Consider the following 17,681-nt stretch of genomic DNA (forward strand, 5'->3'; position numbering starts at 1 on the left):
AGGAGAAAGAGGGTGGATCCGCTGTACGAGGGGATGAAAGATCAGAAAGAGTCAAAACTCATGGCCTGCCTGATCCCGTGATAAAGCAACGAGAAGATACAGCTTTAATAGGCACCCACACCATAGGGCATGCCTCGGTTATATTTGTATAAATATAACCGAGGCCATTCACCCACCGGCTTTAAACATTAATTTCACACCCTTTACTCCATTCAAAAACCCAAGCAGGAAAGAACTACACAGTAAAGCCAACCGTCAGTAACTGTTGAATGCCATTTGAGAGCTTCACACGCAAGAACGGACAAACACTTTACTCGATAACACCTAAGTTTTCCGACAAGGTCGCAAAATGAAATATTGCACTTAAGACTCTTGTCATTCTGATACCAAAAAAACGCATTTAAATTTCAAAGGATATATATTTTCAGAATGTGGAGTATATATATGGGGGGGTTGTTCACAATGGATCGCCTGAATGGAATCAATTTGTTTACAATCAAAATCTTTGTCATGGTTTATGAATCCCATAATTCACTTACTGTTGCCAATAGCTTAAACATTGCCCCGTCAAAAGTGAGCCGGTGCCTCTCTGCACTTCGCCATGCCATGGGAGATAAACTCTTTATTCGCCGCCAATACGGATTCGAAACCACGGCCATGGCGGATAAACTCTACCCCTACTTTCAACAAGTCCTAAGCCTGTGCAATCAAGCCAGTGAGAGCTGCGACCAGAGTCTGCGACAAGCCAAACAAAGCTTTGTGATCAGTGCCCCCCCGACCTTATCGAATCGCCTTGCCGCAACCCTGAAACGCAAGGCCATAGAGCAGGAGTTCGATCTGACTCTGAATGTGCGCCCACTGACCACTAATGCCGCCGATGAATTGGTTCAGAATCGAACCGACCTGCTTCTGACCTATAAGTCCATCGATAAAGAGCAGCTGCAATCGCGCTATATTGCGTCGGGCGAGCAAGTCTACGTGGTCGCTCGAGAGAACCATCCCATCTGGCTGCGCCCGCCCAATAACTTGCTCCAAGCCATCATTGGCTACCCCTTCTTGATCACCGAATGCACCGCCTTCAATGATCAAGTTGATCCACTCGAGCTATACGCCATGGATCAAGGCCAACAGCTGTACCTGGCGGGCAAAGCGAGTGCCTTGTCTGAAGTCAGCGAGTTCCTGCTGGAATCCGATGCCATCACCTTTATCGGCTCACACTGTGCTGCCGATTTTCTGGCTCAGTTCCCAGGACTCAAAACCCAAAAAATGAGTTCCGTAGAATACGCTCGGCTGCATCAGCGCGCACCGTGCCCCGAGTACTACTCAGTGACTCGACGGGACGATGACCACCTGCCGAAATGGTTGATTAAAGAGGTAGAACAATTTGTTCAAGAGAACGTGAGTCTGCCCTCTTAAACCAAGAGGCTTCGCCTAAAAGGTTGGAGCCTTCGGTCACCCATCGATACACACAATAAACTGAGTGGCCAGATGTAGATACCTTTCTCATTGAGGTCATCGCACCTCAGCATCTTTCATTAATTCAACAGCCTCCGAACACACCATCCATCGCCATAACATTTAATGGCTCTCCGAAGATGATTTCCATAGATAATCCTTGTACGAAAGATTAATGAGAAGCATCTCGACAAGGAGCTAAAGTCACACAATTACCCCATAGGGAGTAAGCTCTTTACCCCCTCCTTTTCATACCCTTCGATTATTCCGAAAAACCAATGTTACTATTATGGGCCGAGCCCCCATGATGGCAATTCAGAATTGCACAACATAGAATTCAGACTCACCTTATCGCTCGGCGACCGACCGGTTTTGAAGATTTATTTCTTTCTCCTCTATCAACCTGACCGGTTTCATCACGTACAGGGATAAAAAACATCTTTCATCCCAATTTCTCTTTTTTTGTTTGTTGCCCGACTATATCGGCGCAATGCTTCTTTGGCTTGTAAAAGCACCTAATGCAAGGGATGAGATGATGATGAAAAGAAACACACTGAGCTGGCTGATTGCCGGCTCGCTGGCCATTGGCCTGACAGGTTGTGCCGAAGACGGCAAAGATGGCGCTGACGGCACCCCATGGGAGCCACCCGTGGTGATCGCTGGCGTTGACGCGCAGGTGCACAACTGGGCCTTTACCGAAGGCTTGGTAACGGTAGAGTTTGCCGTTCAGAACCAGGATGGCGTTGCCATCGAGAACCTGGATCGCGTCCAGCTGTATGCCACCATCACCAACGAAGATGGCAGACTGGGCCAATCCATCGATAAGTACTTCGCTACCGAGGATGCCGGCTCTGAAGGCACCCTGACCCATGAAGGTGACGGCATCTACTCTCTGGCGATGCCTTGGGATGCGGTTACGGCCGAATCCACCGGTGTGGGTTACATCCGTCCGGGTCGTGGCGCCATCGTGACCGAACGCTCCATGCGCATCATGTTCAACAAAGACTCCGACCAGTACGCCAGCCAGGCCACCACTGACGATGCCAAATGTGTTGCCTGCCACGGTAACTTTGAGGACGCTCCGGGCAACAGTGCGTGGGGCTGGCACCAGCATCACCACGCACTGGAAGCCGATGGCGAAACCGTGACTGTGATGGATGCCTGTCTGACCTGTCACACCCATGTGGAAGGCGAGGGCGATCCCATGGCACTCAACACCATGGCGATGATTGGCCATGGCTACATGTCCGATAAGAATGGCGGTTACGTCGCTCGCGGCCATGCGAATCTGGCTGATAACTACTCGATGGATCAGGGCCGCTGTTCCAGCTGTCACCTGGATGATGTGGTATTTACCGCCAGCATCAACGGCTGTGAAACCTGTCACACCGATCTGCGCGATCCCGAGCGTGGTGGCCGTAATCATGCCAACGACGATAATGCGTCCTGCGCTGGGTGTCACAATGAAGGGGCCTTCAAATACTACGACCACAATAATGGCACGGCTCGTAACGAGGCCCTTAACCGCTACCACTTCGACTTGGTCAGCATTGAGCGCAGCGATGACCTTAGCGCCATTGAAGTGACCGTCAAGGCCACTGACATCAATGGCAAGGTCGTTGATCTCGCCAATATGGTTCCGGTGGATGGGGAAACCAATGCCGACAGTCCACGTGGCTGGGCCTCTGTGGTTAAACATGGTGAGGTTGTACTGCCTGGTCGTGATGCCGGCCATGTCGCCCGCTCCCAGTCCATCGTCGACAACGGCGACGGCACCTTTACCTATGTGGTCACCCATGCGGTAGCCTACGAAGAGGGTGAGGTACTGGTGGGTGGCGTGGATGGCCGCATTTATTACGATGGGGGTAAACGTGCACCGATGACGGTTTCCAACATTCAGGATGTTCGCCGCACCGCCTCTGACGGTGCCAAGTGCCTGACCTGTCATACCGAGGGCCTGGACGGTCACGGCTCCCAGCGCGGTGGCGAACTGGGCGGCGATGCCTGCACCCAGTGTCACACGGCCTACAACTACGAACCGGCGAAAAATAACGAACAGGAAGTGATGGCCTGGGGTCCACTGGTGCACAGCATGCACTTTGGTGCCTACAAAGAGCGTCGTGAACTGAACAAGATGCCAACCGGCAGCAAAGCCTTTGATACCCCAGTGGGCACCCTGGTAGATTGTGCAGCGTGTCACACCGGTGCATTTGATCTGGCTAAAGTTGCTCCAGCGGTCGTGCTGGATGCCGACGCAGACCACAAGGTCTACGGCATCACAGCCATCTCCGCCGCGTGTTCCAGCTGTCACAGCACACCACAAGCTAAAGCCCACATGGAATCCATGGGCGGTGACTTCAATGTCACTGTGGCCGCCGAAGTCATACAGCACCAGGGCGAAGACAAAGATGGGGCCCCTCAGTTCTACGACATCTACGATCCGGCGCCAATCTACGAGTCCTGTGTCGTCTGTCACTCCTCCACTAAGATGGCCGAGTACCACAACTACTGATTCAAATCCTGCAAGATTGAAAACGTATCCAAGGGCGCCGCAAGGCGCCTTTTTTATGCTTCATCGCGGTTCTGCGGGGATGCAAACACTGTTGTAATCCAGGTCCTTTAGAGCCCTATCTCTATCGTGGCAAAGTGTCCAGATAAAGCCGGGTGAGGCACGGTAGAGAGCACGGTGAAATGCCTAAGGTTTAAAGGCGTAAAGCACCACTCTGGTGTGACAGTGGAGCCACCCAGAATACGGGCAAGAAAGGCTAGCTGAGACAGGGGGGGCAACCGAAGATTCAAGCACGCAGGCATACTGTAACCACTCTATTATGACGGAGCTGGGGCAGCTAAGTTAACACGCGACTCTGGCTGATAACGCAGCCGTACCGGGCAGGAGCGAGGATAAGCACCGAATCGAGGCTAAAAGGGCATCAAAAGGGGAAAATGCCCGGCCCCGGCCCCAAGGGGATGCTGCAAAAGTGGGCGTCGACAAGCCCAATCGCCCCAACACGCGGTGTCATCGATTAATCGATAAATTACGGCACACTTATCTGGATTTCTCCCTGTGCACCACGCGTTTGCCCCGTATAATCGCAGCGCAACTTGATTAGAGAAGACACTGTGGAACAACACGAGATCAAACAAGGCGTACAGCGGATCACCTGGATCGGGCTCATCCTCAACCTCGGATTGGCGTTGCTGAAGATCATCGCTGGCACCCTGGGGCACAGCCGCGCCGTGGTGGCCGATGGCCTACACAGCCTGACGGACCTGATCAGTGATATCGCCGTGCTGATCGGCGTCAACATCTGGTCGGCCCCGGCCGATGACGCGCACCCCTACGGCCACCACAGATACGAAACTGCGGTAACCCTGTTTATCGGTTTGATGATGCTGCTGGCCGCCATCGGGATCGGCTTCGACGCCCACCAGGCCTGGCGCGCAGGCGATGTCCGGGAAACCGGCATGATCGCCCTGGCCGCCGCCCTGATCTCCATCAGCGTCAAAGAGTTTCTGTTCCGCTGGACCCTGCGTGAAGGTAAGCGACTGGGCTCCTCCGCAGTGATCGCCAACGCCTGGCACCATCGCAGTGACGCCTACAGCTCCATGCCAGCAGCCATCGCGGTGATCGGCGCCATGCTGCTGCCGGGGATGGCCTGGATCGATCTGATCGGCGCCGCGGTGATCGCCCTCTTCATCCTCCATGCCGCCATCCAGATCTGCCTGCCTGCCCTGCATGAACTGCTGGACCGGGGCGCCGACGAAGAGGTTCGCAATCAGTTGCGCGAACAGGCTCTGTCGGTTGAGGGGGTACAGGGGATCCACCGCCTGCGCACCCGTTATCACGGCGGCCTGATGGTCGACATGCATGTCACCGTCAACGGTCATTTAACCGTGCGCCAGGGCCATGACATCGCCGACCGCGTAGAGCACCAGCTATTGCAATACGGCCCGGAGGTACGGGAAGTGTTGATCCATATTGATCCTTGTGAGGACTCGGCACCGGACGTCCAGCCCGCCCAGTAATCAAAACGCCCCGGCCAAAGGCCGGGGCGTTTTGATCTAACCGCTGATAGCTGATAGCTAACCGCTGATAGCTGATAGCTGATAGCTAACCGCTGCTCTTACTCATACGCCTCCATCGGCACACAGGCGCAGAACAGGTTACGATCGCCGAAGACATCATCGATGCGATTCACCGTCGGCCAGAACTTGTTATCCCGCAGCTCCGCTACCGGGAACACCGCCTGATCGCGGCTGTAGGGGCGCGTATCGAAGTCCGGATCCATAATGTCGGCCAGGGTGTGAGGGGCATTGCACAGCGGGTTGTTATCCGCTGGCCACTCCCCTCGGCCCACCTGGGCGATCTCCTCGCGAATATTGACCATGGCATGGATAAAGCGATCGAGCTCGGCCTTCCCTTCCGACTCAGTGGGCTCGATCATCAGGGTGCCCGCCACCGGGAAACTCATGGTCGGGGCATGGAAGCCGTAATCCATCAGGCGCTTGGCCACATCCATCTCGGTGACACCGGTCTCCTCCTTGAGCGGACGCAGATCGATGATGCACTCATGGGCGATGCGGTCATTGCGGCCGGTATAGAGGATGGGATAGTGCTGCCCTAACTCGGTGGCCAGATAGTTGGCATTGAGCATGGCCACCTGGGTCGACTCAGTCAGGCCCCGGGCGCCCAGCATCTCGATATACATCCAGCTGATGGGCAAGATCGAGGCACTGCCATACTGGGCCGCCGACACGGCGCCATTGTTTTCATGCTCCCCACCGGTCTTCACCACCGCATGGCCGGCAACAAAGGGGGCCAGATGCGCCTTAACGCCGATGGGCCCCATACCCGGTCCGCCTCCCCCGTGAGGAATGGCAAAGGTCTTGTGCAGGTTGAGATGGGATACGTCGGCACCGATCAGCCCCGGGGAGGTGATCCCCACCTGGGCGTTCATGTTGGCCCCATCCAGGTACACCTGACCGCCGTGTTCATGGATCAGCTCGCAGATCGCCCCGATCTGCTCCTCATACACCCCATGGGTGGAGGGGTAGGTCACCATGATGCAGGAGAGCCGTTCGCTGTGCTCTTCGGCCTTGGCCCGCAGATCATCCATATCCACGGTGCCGTCCTTGGCGGTGGCCACCACCACCACCTTGAGGCTGGCCAACATGGCGGAAGCCGGGTTGGTGCCGTGGGCGGAGGCGGGGATCAAACAGATATCCCGGTGGCCCTGCCCCAGGCTCTGCTGATACTTTTTGATCGCCACCAAGCCGGCGTACTCCCCCTGAGCCCCGGAATTGGGCTGCATGCACAGGGCATCGTAGCCGGTGATCGCCAGCAGAGAGTCGGACAGGGTCTGCACCAGCTCTCGGTAGCCCTGGGCCTGGCTTTGAGGGCAGAAGGGGTGCAGATTGGCGAACTCGGGCCAGCTCACCGGGATCATCTCCGCCGTGGCATTGAGCTTCATGGTGCAGGAGCCCAAGGAGATCATGGAGTGATCCAGCGCCAGATCCCTGCCCTGCAGTCGGCGCAGGTAGCGCAACATCTCGGTTTCGCTGTGATGCTGGTTGAACACTTCATGGGTCAAGAATGGGGTGTCACGCAGCAGACGTGGATCCAGCACCTCATCATCCACCTGGCGATCCACGGCATCCACGGTCAAGCCATGCCCCTCGCCCAACAGCAGATCCCACAGCACAGCCAGATCGGCAACGGTGGTGGTCTCATCCAGGCTGATCCCCAAGGTTTCAGGCCTATCGGTGCGCAGGTTGATCCCCGCAGCCTCGGCCCGAGCCAGCACGGCGTCGCGATCCGTCACCTTCAGGGTCAGGGTATCGAACCAGCTGCTGTTCACCGGTGCCACGCCCCGCTGCATCAGACCAGCGGCGAGGATGGAGGTCATCCGATGGGTGCGCTCGGCGATCCTCGCAAGCCCTTCGGGACCATGATATACGGCGAAGAATGACGCCATGTTGGCCAGCAGCACCTGGGCCGTACAGATATTGGAATTAGCCTTTTCACGGCGAATATGCTGCTCTCGAGTCTGCATCGCCATGCGCAGGGCCGGTTTGCCACGGGTATCCTTGGACACCCCGATGATCCGGCCAGGCATGGAGCGCTTAAAGGCATCCCGAGTGGCAAAGAAAGCGGCGTGGGGACCACCATACCCCATGGGAACGCCAAAGCGCTGGGCCGAGCCAAACACCACGTCCGCGCCCCACTGCGCGGGGGCCTTGAGTTTCACCAGAGCCAGCAGATCCGAGGCGACGCAGACCAAGCCTTTCTTCTCGTGCACGGCCTCAGCCAATGCCCGATAATCCTCAACCCCACCCAGTTGATTCGGATACTGCAGCAGGACGCCAAAGATATCGTGATCCGCCGCGGCCGAAGCCGGTCCAACGATCACTTCGATATGCAGCTGCTCGGCCCGGGTCCTGACCACATCCAGGGTCTGGGGAAAGACATCCTCTGCCACGAAGAAGCGATCGGATTTTTTATTCTTCGAAGTCCGCTTGGCCAGAGCCATCGCTTCCGCCGCCGCCGTGGCTTCATCCAGCAGGGAGGCTGAAGCCAGCTCAAGACCGGTCAGATCCAGGGTCAGTTGCTGAAAGTTCAAAATGGCTTCGAGGCGCCCCTGGGCGATCTCCGGCTGGTACGGAGTATAAGCGGTGTACCAACCCGGGTTCTCCAGCACATTGCGCAGGATCACATGGGGGACATGGGTGTTGTAGTACCCCATGCCGATGTAGGTTTTGCGCACCTCATTCTTGCGGGCAATTGCCCCCAGGCGCGCCAGAGCATCCACCTCACTGACCGGAGACGCGAGACCCAAAGGCTCGGCGGCACGGATCGCTTCCGGTACGATCTGGGCCGTCAGATCATCCAGGCTGTCGGCGCCGATGGCAGCGAGCATGGCAGCACGTTCAGCCTCGTCCGGACCGATATGACGCTGAAGGAATTCATCTTGGTTTTGTAGGGATAACAGGGTCTTCATTCGATCTCACTCGTACAGAGGCGAGGCCCGGCTCCCCCGGGCCTCACCGGAGCAGAAAACACAAAGCCCCATAATGAATGGGGCTTTGTCGGGAAACGGGATCAGTCCTCGTCGATGGACGCCAGGTAACCTTCAGCATTCATCAGGTTATCCAGCTCAGACTCATCGCTGATCTTCACCTTGAAGAACCAGCCATCACTGTAGGGGCCGCTGTTGACCAGCTCGGGAGAATCTTCCAGCTCCGCATTCACTTCGATCACCTCTCCGGTGACCGGGGCATACACATCGGAGGCCGCCTTAACCGACTCGGCCACCGCACAATCATCACCGGCACTGATGGTGTCGCCCACTTCCGGCAACTCCACAAACACCATGTCTCCCAACAGCTCCTGGGCATGCTCGGAGATCCCTACGGTGAAGATCCCATCCCCCTCGGGGCGAACCCATTCGTGGGTGGAGGCGAATTTCAATTCAGATGGAATGTTGCTCATGACTTGCTACCCCTTGCTCAAAAGGCTTTGTGACCGTTACGGACGAAACAGGGTTTCACCACCTGTACCGTCACCCGCTTCTTACGTAATTCCACTTCGGCATGTTCACCTATCCCCAAAGGCACCCGCGCCATGGCGATGGCATGGCCCAAGGTGGGAGAAAAGGTTCCAGAGGTGATCACCCCTTCGCACTCTTTGCCATCGATGTCGGTGAAAAAGACCTTGAGCCCGCCACGCAGTACCCCTTTGTCGGTCATCACCAACCCCACCAATTTGTCACTGCCCTCGGCCCGGGCCTGCTCCAGCGCACCCCGACCAATAAAATCACGATCCGCCGGCTCCCAGGCGATGGTCCAACCCATATTGGCTGCCAGGGGAGTGATCCCCTCATCCATATCCTGACCATACAGGTTCATGCCCGCTTCCAGACGCAGGGTATCCCGCGCCCCCAGACCACAGGGTTTCACCCCCGCTTCCAGCAGGGCCTGCCACAAAGCCGGGGCCTGCTCATTGGGCACCACGATCTCATATCCCGCTTCTCCGGTATAACCCGTAGTGGCGATAAAGAGTTGGCCCGCCTGTACACCAAAGAAGGGCTTCATCCCCTCGACGGCAGCATTTTGCTCGGCGCTCAGCACGGTGGCAGCCTTGGCTTTGGCATTAGGTCCCTGAACGGCGATCATGGCAAGACCAGGGCGCTCGGTGAGGGTAACCGCGAAGGACTCGGCCTGGCGGCCCATCCATTCGAGATCTTTGACCCGGGTGGCGGAGTTCACCACCAATCGGTAAGAAGTATCAGACAGGTAATAGGTGATCAGATCGTCTATCACCCCCCCCTGCTCGTTGAGCATGCCCCCGTACAGGGCCTTTCCGGGGGTCGTAAGCTTGGCCACATCGTTAGCCAAAAGCTTGCGCAGGAAAGCTTTGGCCTCGACCCCTTCAACGTCCACGACGGTCATATGCGAAACATCGAACATGCCCGCGTCCTGGCGTACCTGATGGTGCTCTTCAACCTGAGAGCCGTAATGCAGCGGCATCTCCCAACCATGAAAATCCACCAGCTTGGCACCAGCTTGCTGGTGCTGCTCAAACAGTACAGTCTTACTCGACATATCCACTCCCTGACAAGACCGACCCACCCATCACACACTGACCACTGAGCGAGAGATGGATCACGCCACTCTTTTGAGGCGCATTATACCCATCACAAAAAGACTGTATACCGTTTCATCCATTGGTTAGTGCGATCATCTGAGATTCAGCCAGTTTCCCACAGGACAGGGCGATAACGAGAGTCAGGCGCTATCTGGCCTCCAAGCCTAAAGCTCTCTTTAACAGCAATTTTTTTACCGGTCCGGCCTGATTTATCAAACTCAGACCCAGATCTCTAAGACCCTTTTTCAATGGATGGCTGCCGGCAAACAGCCAGCGGAATCCGTCCATAGCCGCCAGCATCTCCTGGGCCGCCGCCTTACGGGCCCGGCCATAGCGCTGCAACAGGCGCTCATCGCCGATGTCCCATTGGCCATTGCGCGCCTCCCCCAGCACTCGAACCAACTCCATGCCATCGCCCAATCCCAGGTTCACCCCCTGTCCAGCCAGGGGATGAATGGTGTGGGCCGCGTCCCCGAGCAGGGCCAGGCGGGGCCGCACAAAGTCCTTGGCGTAGCGCATGGTCAGGGGAAAAACGATCCGCTCAGACGCCAGCGCCAGACTGCCCAATCGAGCCTCGGTGGCCATCGTCAACGCCCCAGAGAATGCCTCGGGTGCTGCCTGTTTCATTGATTCAGCCTGGGCAGGAGGTTGCGACCAGACAATGGAGCACAGGTGGGGATCGGTCAGGGGGAGCAGGGCCAGTGGCCCCTCGGGCAAAAATACCTGACGCGCGATCCCCCCATGAGGGTGCTGAGTGCGCACGGTCGCCACCAGGGCATGATGGCCATAATCACGAAACACCAGGGGGATCTGCGCCTGTTGCCGCAACCAGGAGTGTGCCCCATCGGCCGCCAGCAGCAGGCGGGCGGTGATCATCTCTCCACTGTCCAGGGTCAACCAGGCTTCCCGCTCTCCCAGGGCCAGGCTCTGGGGCGTGGCAATGAAACGACGGATCCCCTCCTGGGACAGGCTACGCTGCCACAGGGCGTGGGCGAGGGCATCATTCTCGATGATATGGCCCAGATCCGGTTGCTCCAGCAGATCCGCATCAAAGCCTATCTTGCCCAGGCTGTCCTTATCCCAGACCTCCATGGCATCGTAGGGTGACAAACGCGCCTGGGGCAGCAGTGGCCAGGCTCCCAGCTGTTTCAGCCAGCGCTCACTGGCGCGGTTGATGGCCGAAACCCGCAGGCGAGGCTCACCACAGACCGCCTGGGGCTCGGCCCGCTCCACCACCGCCACCTGGAAACCCGCCTGGGCCAGCCCCAGCGCCGTGGCCATGCCGACCATCCCGCCCCCTACGACGGCGATATCGACCGAGTGTGTCTGGATCATCCAACAAACCTCTGAAAATGTTAATTTTGGTTCTAGGTGCTAGGTGCTAGGCGCTAGGTGCTAGGGCCTGGACCCTAGCAGGAGCTTACTCAGCTCTTCCCTAGACCCCAGGCTCTTTCCTAGACCCCAGGCTCTTTCCTAGACCCCAGGCTCTTCCCTAGACCCCAGGCTCTTCCCTAGACCCCAGGCTCTTCCCTACACCCCAGGCTCTCCCCTAGACCCTAGGCTCTTCCCTAGTATCTAGGCTTCGGCCTAGCGACGTTCCGCCCGCCAGCCCATCGCTTGATGAGCCAGGCTGGCTTTAAGCCCGGGCAGCAGACTCATCGCCAGCAACCCGGTATTGCGCCCCAAGGCCATGGCACGGGAGTCATTGGAGAAGAGGCGTACCAGCAGGTCCGTCACCCCTGTGGTTCGGCCACGATCGTCTTTGCGCAGCCGCTCATACTGGTGCAACACCCCAAAGGCGCCGGGATCCGATACGCCCTTGAGCAGATCAGCCAGAGTATGTACGTCCCGCAAACCCAGGTTAAAGCCCTGGCCAGCAATGGGGTGTACCGTCTGGGCAGCATTGCCCACCAAGACACAGCGGTGGTGGCGGATCGCCTCAGCCTTGCACAGCGCCAGAGGGTAACTGGCCCTCTGACCAACCCGCTCGATGGCGCCCAAGCGGTAGCCAAACGCCTGTTGCAGCTCCTGGGCAAAGGCCGCCTCCTCCAGCGCCATCCGCCGCTGTGCCTCCTCCGAGGATTGCACCCAGACCAGGGAGTAGCGGTGATCACACATCGGCAGCATCGCCAGGGGCCCCTGCCGGGTGAAGCGTTCAAACGCATCGCCACCGTGATGCTGTGTCCGCACATTGGCGATCACTGCCGTCTGCTGATACGCACTGCGCCTCAGCTCAAGCCCCAAGGCCTGGCGTACTCCGGAGGCTGTACCATCGGCCCCGACCACCAACTTGGCCGTCAATTCCCTGCCCGAAGTCAGCGTCAGACGGACATGGTCCTGATGTTGCGTCAGGCTGGCCAGCCCATCGGGGCAGAAGCGGCTCACCGGCTGCTCAGCCAGCTTCTGCCACAGCACTGGACCGATCCGCTCCAGTTCAACCACCTGCCCCAGCGCCTCGACCCCGTACTCCTCGGCCGTCATGCTCAGGCCACCAAAGTGGCCTTGATCGGACACCTGAATGCGGGTGATGGGAGCACCGTGGGCCGACATGGCCGACCAGAGACCCAATTGCGCCAGACGCTGTACCGAGCCCTGAGCCAATGCAATGGCCCGGCTGTCAAAGCCCGGGTGGGCCAGCTTCGCCGGATCCTGCGCCTCAATCACGGCAATGCGCCAACGCCCACCATCGGGACGAGGCTGGGTCGACAACGCCAAGGCCAGGGTAGCGCCCGTCATGGCGCCCCCGACGATGGCGATATCGAAGCATTCGCTCATGCCCGCGCTCCAGCCATCAAGGCTTCGATCTCGGCGATCTCGGTCGGCACCCCGGCCGTCAGGACTTGGTGTCCCTCGGTGGTGATCACCACGTTATCCTCGATACGAATGCCGATCCCGCGCCACTTGGGATCCACCTCCGCATCGGGCGCGATGTAGAGGCCCGGCTCGATGGTCAGCACCATGCCCGGGCACAGCGGACGACGGCGATCCGCATGGTGGTAGTCCCCCACATCGTGCACATCCATCCCCAGCCAGTGACCCAGGCCATGCATATAGAAGGGCTTGTACGCCTCCTCGGCGATAAGCTCAGCCACATCGCCCTGCAGGATCCCCAGCTTCACCAGGCCCGACACCAGGATCTCCAGCACCACCTCGTTGGCGTCCTTGATGGACACCCCAGGCTTCATCATGGCGATGGCGGCCTGCTCGGCATCCAGCACCAGCTGGTACAGGGCTGCCTGCTCCGGGCTGAAGCGGCCGCTGATCGGGAAGGTCCGAGTGATGTCGGCGGCATAGCCCCCCAACTCACAACCGGCATCGATCAAGACCAGATCGCCCTCCTCCAGCAGATCCTGGTTCTCGGTGTAGTGCAGGATACAAGCGTTGTCCCCCCCACCGACGATGGTGCCGTAGGCCATCTCAGGCGCGCCGGCCATGGCACACTCATGGCGGATCTCCGCCTCAAGCTGGTACTCAAACATCCCAGGCTTTGTCACCTGCATCGCCCGGCAGTGGGCCCGTGCGCTGATCTCCGCTGCCCGGGCCATGATCGCCACTTCCGTCTCACTCTTATGCAGGCGCAACTCGTGCAAGGGCAGACGCAGATCCTGCATGCTTACCGGCGCAGTGAGGCCTTGACGCAACCCGCCACGCAGCTTGGTCAGCAGGGTGGACACCAGGCTATCCTCCTGGGTCGACTGACCGGGGCGATAGAGCAGCACCTGAGCTCCGCTGATCAAGGAGACCAGTTGGCCCTCCATCTCCTCCAGGGGATGGGCCTGCTCCAGCCCCAACACCTTGGGTGCCGCCTCGGCGCCGAGACGGCGACCGTGCCAGATCTCCATCAGTTCATCCTTGGGGCGAACGAAGATCACCGTCTCCGGGATCTGCCCCGGGCGCAACAACAGCACCGCATCAGGCTCATTAAAACCGGTCAGGTAGAAAAAATCGCTGTCCTGGCGGAAGCGATACTCTGTGTCATTGGAGCGGGTGCATTCCGAAGCCCCATGGATCAGGGCCACTGCCCCCTCGGGCAGTTGATCCATCAAACGGCGTCGGTGTTGGGCAAAAAGATCCATCAGGGGCAATTCCTTATTGTGGGTTATCAGTGCAGCGTCTTCGGCGCCGCTTCCTCATCGTCATCCAGGCCCCGGAATTCCCGCAGGCATTCCCAGGCCGCAATACGGGCGTGCTCGACCAATGCGGCAAAGCCCTCTTCGTTCTCCTCGTTATCCTCCACCTCCAGCTCCACCTGAGTAAAGTCGGTCAGATCCTGGATCAACTCCTTCACGTCCGGCGATGCCTTATCCAGGGCGGGCTGAATAAAGGCCAGACCGGTCAGGAAGCTCTGGGTCCAGTTGATGAAGGCCTCCAAGCGATCAGACAGGGGATCGTCCTCATCCGCCAGCAGGGGGGCAAAGATCATCTCAGGATCCACCAGGGAGTTGACCACATCCTTGTAAAGCTCCAGTACGATGCCACTGAGGTGCTCGGACATCGGCTGGCCATCGTTAGTCAGCTCCAGGAAAGGTTGCTGCCAGGCTTTGCCATCCACCGCCACCCCACCGCACACCAGGCCGGTGAGGACACCGTGGATCTCCGCCGGCAGGACCGCAATTTTCTCCGCGTCCAGGGCAGTTTGCAGCTTATTGAGCAGTAAAGGCGTGTTGCATTTCATGGCAAGAAGTTCCGAGGTTATAAGTCGCAGACATGCTATCATGGCGGGGCGACACGCTCCACCAAGGCCCGGCTGCAGGGCCCTTTCAGGCTGGCGGCGTACACACCAGGAAAGAGCAACTGCGGTGCCATCATGAGTAAAGACACAATCGACATCCACGTTCTGGGAAAAAGCTTTACCGTTGCCTGTCCGGCGGATCAGACCCAACAGCTGCAAGCCGTTGCCGGGCAACTGAATCAGCGCATGGACCAGCTCAAGCAGCGTACCGGCCTGGGCAACCTGGAACAGCTGGCGGTGATGGCCGCACTGAACCTGACCCATGAGCTGATGCAGAACGAACAACAGCAACAGCTGGATAAAAGACAAATGCAGCAGAGGATCAATCTGTTACAAGACACGATTGAGCAGGCTTTGTCCGAACGACTGCAAACTCGACCAAAAACGGTTGAACCCGGATCCCAGGCTCCTTACACTGATCTCGACGTTTAGGACAAAGCACCGGCTTTTTCCTACACTCAAATTCGCTCTCTGAGGTGTTCGCCAGTAGCAAATGTCCCTGGCCGATGCTTACAACCCCAGGGTGTCTTAACTGTGCGGCTGTGCATGCTCGGCCTGACCGAGAAGCCGAAAGCACGGATAGGGCTCCCGCCTTGAACTTACGGTTCAAGGGCTTTACGCCGCAGCGGCACTTTGGAGAGCAACTTACCTATCGATCAATTCCCGAACCCCCGCGGTTCAAGGGCACTCCTTACACCACAGCAGCGGCACTTTGGAGAGCAACTTACCTATCGATCAATTCCCGAACCCCCGCGGTTCAAGGGCACTCCTTACACCACAGCAGCGGCACTTTGGAGAGCAACNAGCGGCACTTTGGAGAGCAACTTACCTATCGATCAATTCCCGAACCCCCGCGGTTCAAGGGCACTCCTTACACCACAGCAGCGGCACTTTGGAGAGCAACTCCCCCCGAACTGATAGCTGATAGCTGATAGCTGATAGCTGATAGCTGATAGCTGATAGCTGATAGCTGATAGCTCCGTAGGTTAGATTAGTCGCGCAGCGACGTAATCTGACATCTCAGCGCAGCGACGTAATCTGACATCTCAGCGCAGCGACGTAATCTGACATCTCAGCGCAGCGACGTAATCTGACATCTCAGCGCAGCGACGTAATCTGACATCTCAGCGCAGCGACGTAATCTGACATCTCAGCGCAGCGACGTAATCTGACATCTCAGCGCAGCGACGTAATCTGACATCTCAGCGCAGCGACGTAATCTGACATCTCAGCGCAGCGACGTAATCTGACATCTCAGCGCAGCGACGTAATCTGACATCTCAGCGCAGCGACGTAATCTGACATCTCAGCGCAGCGACGTAATCTGACATCTCAGCGCAGCGACGTAATCTGACATCTCAGCGCAGCGACGTAATCTGACATCTCAGCGCAGCGACGTAATCTGACATCTCAGCGCAGCGACGTAATCTGACATCTCAGCGCAGCGACGTAATCTGACATCTCAGCGCAGCGACGTAATCTGACATCTCAGCGCAGCGACGTAATCTGACATCTCAGCGCAGCGACGTAATCTGACATCTCAGCGCAGCGACGTAATCTGACATCTCAGCGCAGCGACGTAATCTGACATCTCAGCGCAGCGACGTAATCTGACATCTCAGCGCAGCGACGTAATCTGACATCTCAGCGCAGCGACGTAATCTGACATCTCAGCGCAGCGACGTAATCTGACATCTCAGCGCAGCGACGTAATCTGACATCTCAGCGCAGCGACGTAATCTGACATCTCAGCGCAGCGACGTAATCTGACATCTCAGCGCAGCGACGTAATCTGACATCTCAGCGCAGCGACGTAATCTGACATCTCAGCGCAGCGACGTAATCTGACGCCTCAGAGTAGCGCGACCTGATCTGACATCTCAGCGCAGCGACCTGATCTAACACCCCAACTGACATTTCGGCGCAGCGCAGCGACCTGACACAGCAAACCCAACGAGGCGATCCCCCCTCCCTTCACGCCTCCTTGCCTTTCTTCGCTTCAGGTCTCACTCTTAACCAATCCCGAGCCAGCAGAGAACCGGTATGAAGGAACACCGTCACCCGCTTCGCCAAAAATTGCGCCATAAGCGCCGCAGCCTGAGCCATGAACAACAAAAACAGGCCGCCATTGGCCTGGCCACTCACCTGCCGGACCACAGCCTGCTCCAGCACGCCAGCCAGGTCGCCCTCTATATGGCCGCCGACGGGGAGATCGATCCCCATATCCTGGCAGAGGTTCTCCACGCCCGTGGCAAACGCCTGGCCCTGCCAATGATGCACCCTTTCAACGATGAGCAGCTGATATTCCAATCCTACGCGCCGGGTCAACCCATGGTGGAAAACCAGTTCGGCATTCCTGAACCCATTCGTTCAAAGCAGGAGATGATCCCGCTGCAGGAACTGGACGTGATCCTGTTGCCCCTGGTGGGCTATGACAACAATGGCAATCGCTTGGGGATGGGCGGCGGCTTCTACGACCGCACCCTGGGCGGCTACACCGCCGCCCAGCGCCCGACCCTTATCGGCCTGGCACACGGCTGCCAATGCGTCGATAAACTCCATGCCGCAGAATGGGATGTCCCCCTGGATGGCGTCGCCACCCAGGATGGTCTGATCCTGTTTGATCGCTAAGGGCTCAGTGCCAGGTGCCAGGTGCCAGGTAGAGCAGGTGCTAGGTACTAGGAAGAGCAGGTTCTAGGAAGAGCAGGAGCCAGGTACGAGGAAGAGCAGGTCCTAGGTGCTAGGTAGAACATCAAAGCATCGGCTTTTCCTGGAACCCAGGCGCTTCCCTAGTACCCAAGCTTTTCCCTAGTACCCAGGCGCTTCCCTAGTACCCAGGCTTTTCCCTAG

The 17,681-nt window shown here is 58.0% G+C and carries 12 protein-coding genes and 1 other RNA gene; 6 read left to right on the forward strand and 7 right to left on the reverse strand.

Features of this window, described 5'->3' with window-relative positions:
* The first annotated feature begins 462 nt into the window (after window positions 1–462).
* The 3 genes from AC2D8U_RS14905 (at window position 463) to AC2D8U_RS14915 (ending at window position 5,481) form a co-directional block, all read left to right on the forward strand.
* Window positions 463–1,416: a LysR family transcriptional regulator gene (locus AC2D8U_RS14905; protein WP_484620042.1), complete on the forward strand. Its 954-nt coding sequence runs from the start codon at window positions 463–465 to the stop codon at window positions 1,414–1,416.
* Between the two features lie 577 nt (window positions 1,417–1,993).
* A complete protein-coding gene (locus AC2D8U_RS14910) occupies window positions 1,994–3,967 on the forward strand; it encodes a multiheme c-type cytochrome (RefSeq protein ID WP_484619870.1) in 1,974 nt (657 codons plus the stop codon).
* A gap of 608 nt (window positions 3,968–4,575) precedes the next feature.
* Window positions 4,576–5,481: a cation diffusion facilitator family transporter gene (locus AC2D8U_RS14915; protein ID WP_484619871.1), complete on the forward strand. Its 906-nt coding sequence runs from the start codon at window positions 4,576–4,578 to the stop codon at window positions 5,479–5,481.
* A 98-nt stretch (window positions 5,482–5,579) separates the two neighbouring features.
* On the opposite strand, the gene gcvP is transcribed toward AC2D8U_RS14915, so the two are convergent.
* The 7 genes from gcvP to AC2D8U_RS14950 all read right to left on the reverse strand — a co-directional run bounded on the left by gcvP (window position 5,580) and on the right by AC2D8U_RS14950 (window position 14,774).
* A complete protein-coding gene (gcvP, locus tag AC2D8U_RS14920) occupies window positions 5,580–8,453 on the reverse strand; it encodes an aminomethyl-transferring glycine dehydrogenase (protein WP_484619872.1) in 2,874 nt (957 codons plus the stop codon).
* 101 nt (window positions 8,454–8,554) lie between these two features.
* Window positions 8,555–8,944, reverse strand: coding sequence for a glycine cleavage system protein GcvH (gcvH, locus tag AC2D8U_RS14925; protein ID WP_484619873.1), 390 nt, complete (start codon window positions 8,942–8,944; stop codon window positions 8,555–8,557).
* A 17-nt stretch (window positions 8,945–8,961) separates the two neighbouring features.
* The gene (gene gcvT, locus AC2D8U_RS14930) at window positions 8,962–10,056 is read right to left on the reverse strand and encodes a glycine cleavage system aminomethyltransferase GcvT (protein WP_484619874.1); all 1,095 of its coding nucleotides are present in this window, start codon (window positions 10,054–10,056) and stop codon (window positions 8,962–8,964) included.
* A gap of 190 nt (window positions 10,057–10,246) precedes the next feature.
* Window positions 10,247–11,434 carry an FAD-dependent oxidoreductase gene (locus AC2D8U_RS14935; protein ID WP_484619875.1) on the reverse strand — a complete coding sequence of 396 codons (1,188 nt, stop codon included), beginning with the start codon at window positions 11,432–11,434 and terminating at the stop codon, window positions 10,247–10,249.
* Between the two features lie 252 nt (window positions 11,435–11,686).
* Window positions 11,687–12,874: a 2-octaprenyl-6-methoxyphenyl hydroxylase gene (ubiH, locus tag AC2D8U_RS14940; protein WP_484619876.1), complete on the reverse strand. Its 1,188-nt coding sequence runs from the start codon at window positions 12,872–12,874 to the stop codon at window positions 11,687–11,689.
* A complete protein-coding gene (pepP, locus tag AC2D8U_RS14945) occupies window positions 12,871–14,175 on the reverse strand; it encodes a Xaa-Pro aminopeptidase (RefSeq protein WP_484619877.1) in 1,305 nt (434 codons plus the stop codon). Before pepP ends, ubiH begins: the two co-directional genes overlap by 4 nt.
* 26 nt (window positions 14,176–14,201) lie before the next feature.
* Window positions 14,202–14,774, reverse strand: coding sequence for a UPF0149 family protein (locus tag AC2D8U_RS14950; RefSeq protein WP_484619878.1), 573 nt, complete (start codon window positions 14,772–14,774; stop codon window positions 14,202–14,204).
* 132 nt (window positions 14,775–14,906) lie between these two features.
* Here AC2D8U_RS14950 and AC2D8U_RS14955 point away from each other — a divergent pair, with 132 nt between their 5' ends.
* The 3 genes from AC2D8U_RS14955 to AC2D8U_RS14965 all read left to right on the forward strand — a co-directional run bounded on the left by AC2D8U_RS14955 (window position 14,907) and on the right by AC2D8U_RS14965 (window position 17,462).
* On the forward strand, window positions 14,907–15,263 hold the full coding sequence (locus tag AC2D8U_RS14955) for a cell division protein ZapA (protein ID WP_484619879.1): 357 nt from the start codon (window positions 14,907–14,909) through the stop codon (window positions 15,261–15,263).
* Window positions 15,264–15,296: 33 nt separating this feature from the next.
* A non-coding RNA gene (gene ssrS, locus AC2D8U_RS14960) (6S RNA) lies at window positions 15,297–15,475 on the forward strand.
* Window positions 15,476–16,874: 1,399 nt separating this feature from the next.
* Complete coding sequence (locus tag AC2D8U_RS14965) at window positions 16,875–17,462, forward strand: 5-formyltetrahydrofolate cyclo-ligase (RefSeq protein ID WP_484619880.1); 588 nt, start codon at window positions 16,875–16,877, stop codon at window positions 17,460–17,462.
* Window positions 17,463–17,681: the final 219 nt, after the last annotated feature.

This window comes from Ferrimonas sp. YIN67 (genome assembly GCF_057219095.1).

Bases quoted from the DNA above. Each gene is read 5' to 3' on its own strand.
- AC2D8U_RS14935 (WP_484619875.1), bottom strand. From the start codon at position 11,434: ATGATCCAGACACACTCGGTCGATATCGCCGTCGTAGGGGGCGGGATG.
- gcvP (WP_484619872.1), bottom strand. From the start codon at position 8,453: ATGAAGACCCTGTTATCCCTACAAAACCAAGATGAATTCCTTCAGCGT.
- AC2D8U_RS14905 (WP_484620042.1), top strand. From the start codon at position 463: ATGGATCGCCTGAATGGAATCAATTTGTTTACAATCAAAATCTTTGTC.
- AC2D8U_RS14910 (WP_484619870.1), top strand. From the start codon at position 1,994: ATGAAAAGAAACACACTGAGCTGGCTGATTGCCGGCTCGCTGGCCATT.
- AC2D8U_RS14950 (WP_484619878.1), bottom strand. From the start codon at position 14,774: ATGAAATGCAACACGCCTTTACTGCTCAATAAGCTGCAAACTGCCCTG.
- ubiH (WP_484619876.1), bottom strand. From the start codon at position 12,874: ATGAGCGAATGCTTCGATATCGCCATCGTCGGGGGCGCCATGACGGGC.
- gcvT (WP_484619874.1), bottom strand. From the start codon at position 10,056: ATGTCGAGTAAGACTGTACTGTTTGAGCAGCACCAGCAAGCTGGTGCC.
- AC2D8U_RS14965 (WP_484619880.1), top strand. From the start codon at position 16,875: ATGAAGGAACACCGTCACCCGCTTCGCCAAAAATTGCGCCATAAGCGC.
- AC2D8U_RS14955 (WP_484619879.1), top strand. From the start codon at position 14,907: ATGAGTAAAGACACAATCGACATCCACGTTCTGGGAAAAAGCTTTACC.
- pepP (WP_484619877.1), bottom strand. From the start codon at position 14,175: ATGGATCTTTTTGCCCAACACCGACGCCGTTTGATGGATCAACTGCCC.
- gcvH (WP_484619873.1), bottom strand. From the start codon at position 8,944: ATGAGCAACATTCCATCTGAATTGAAATTCGCCTCCACCCACGAATGG.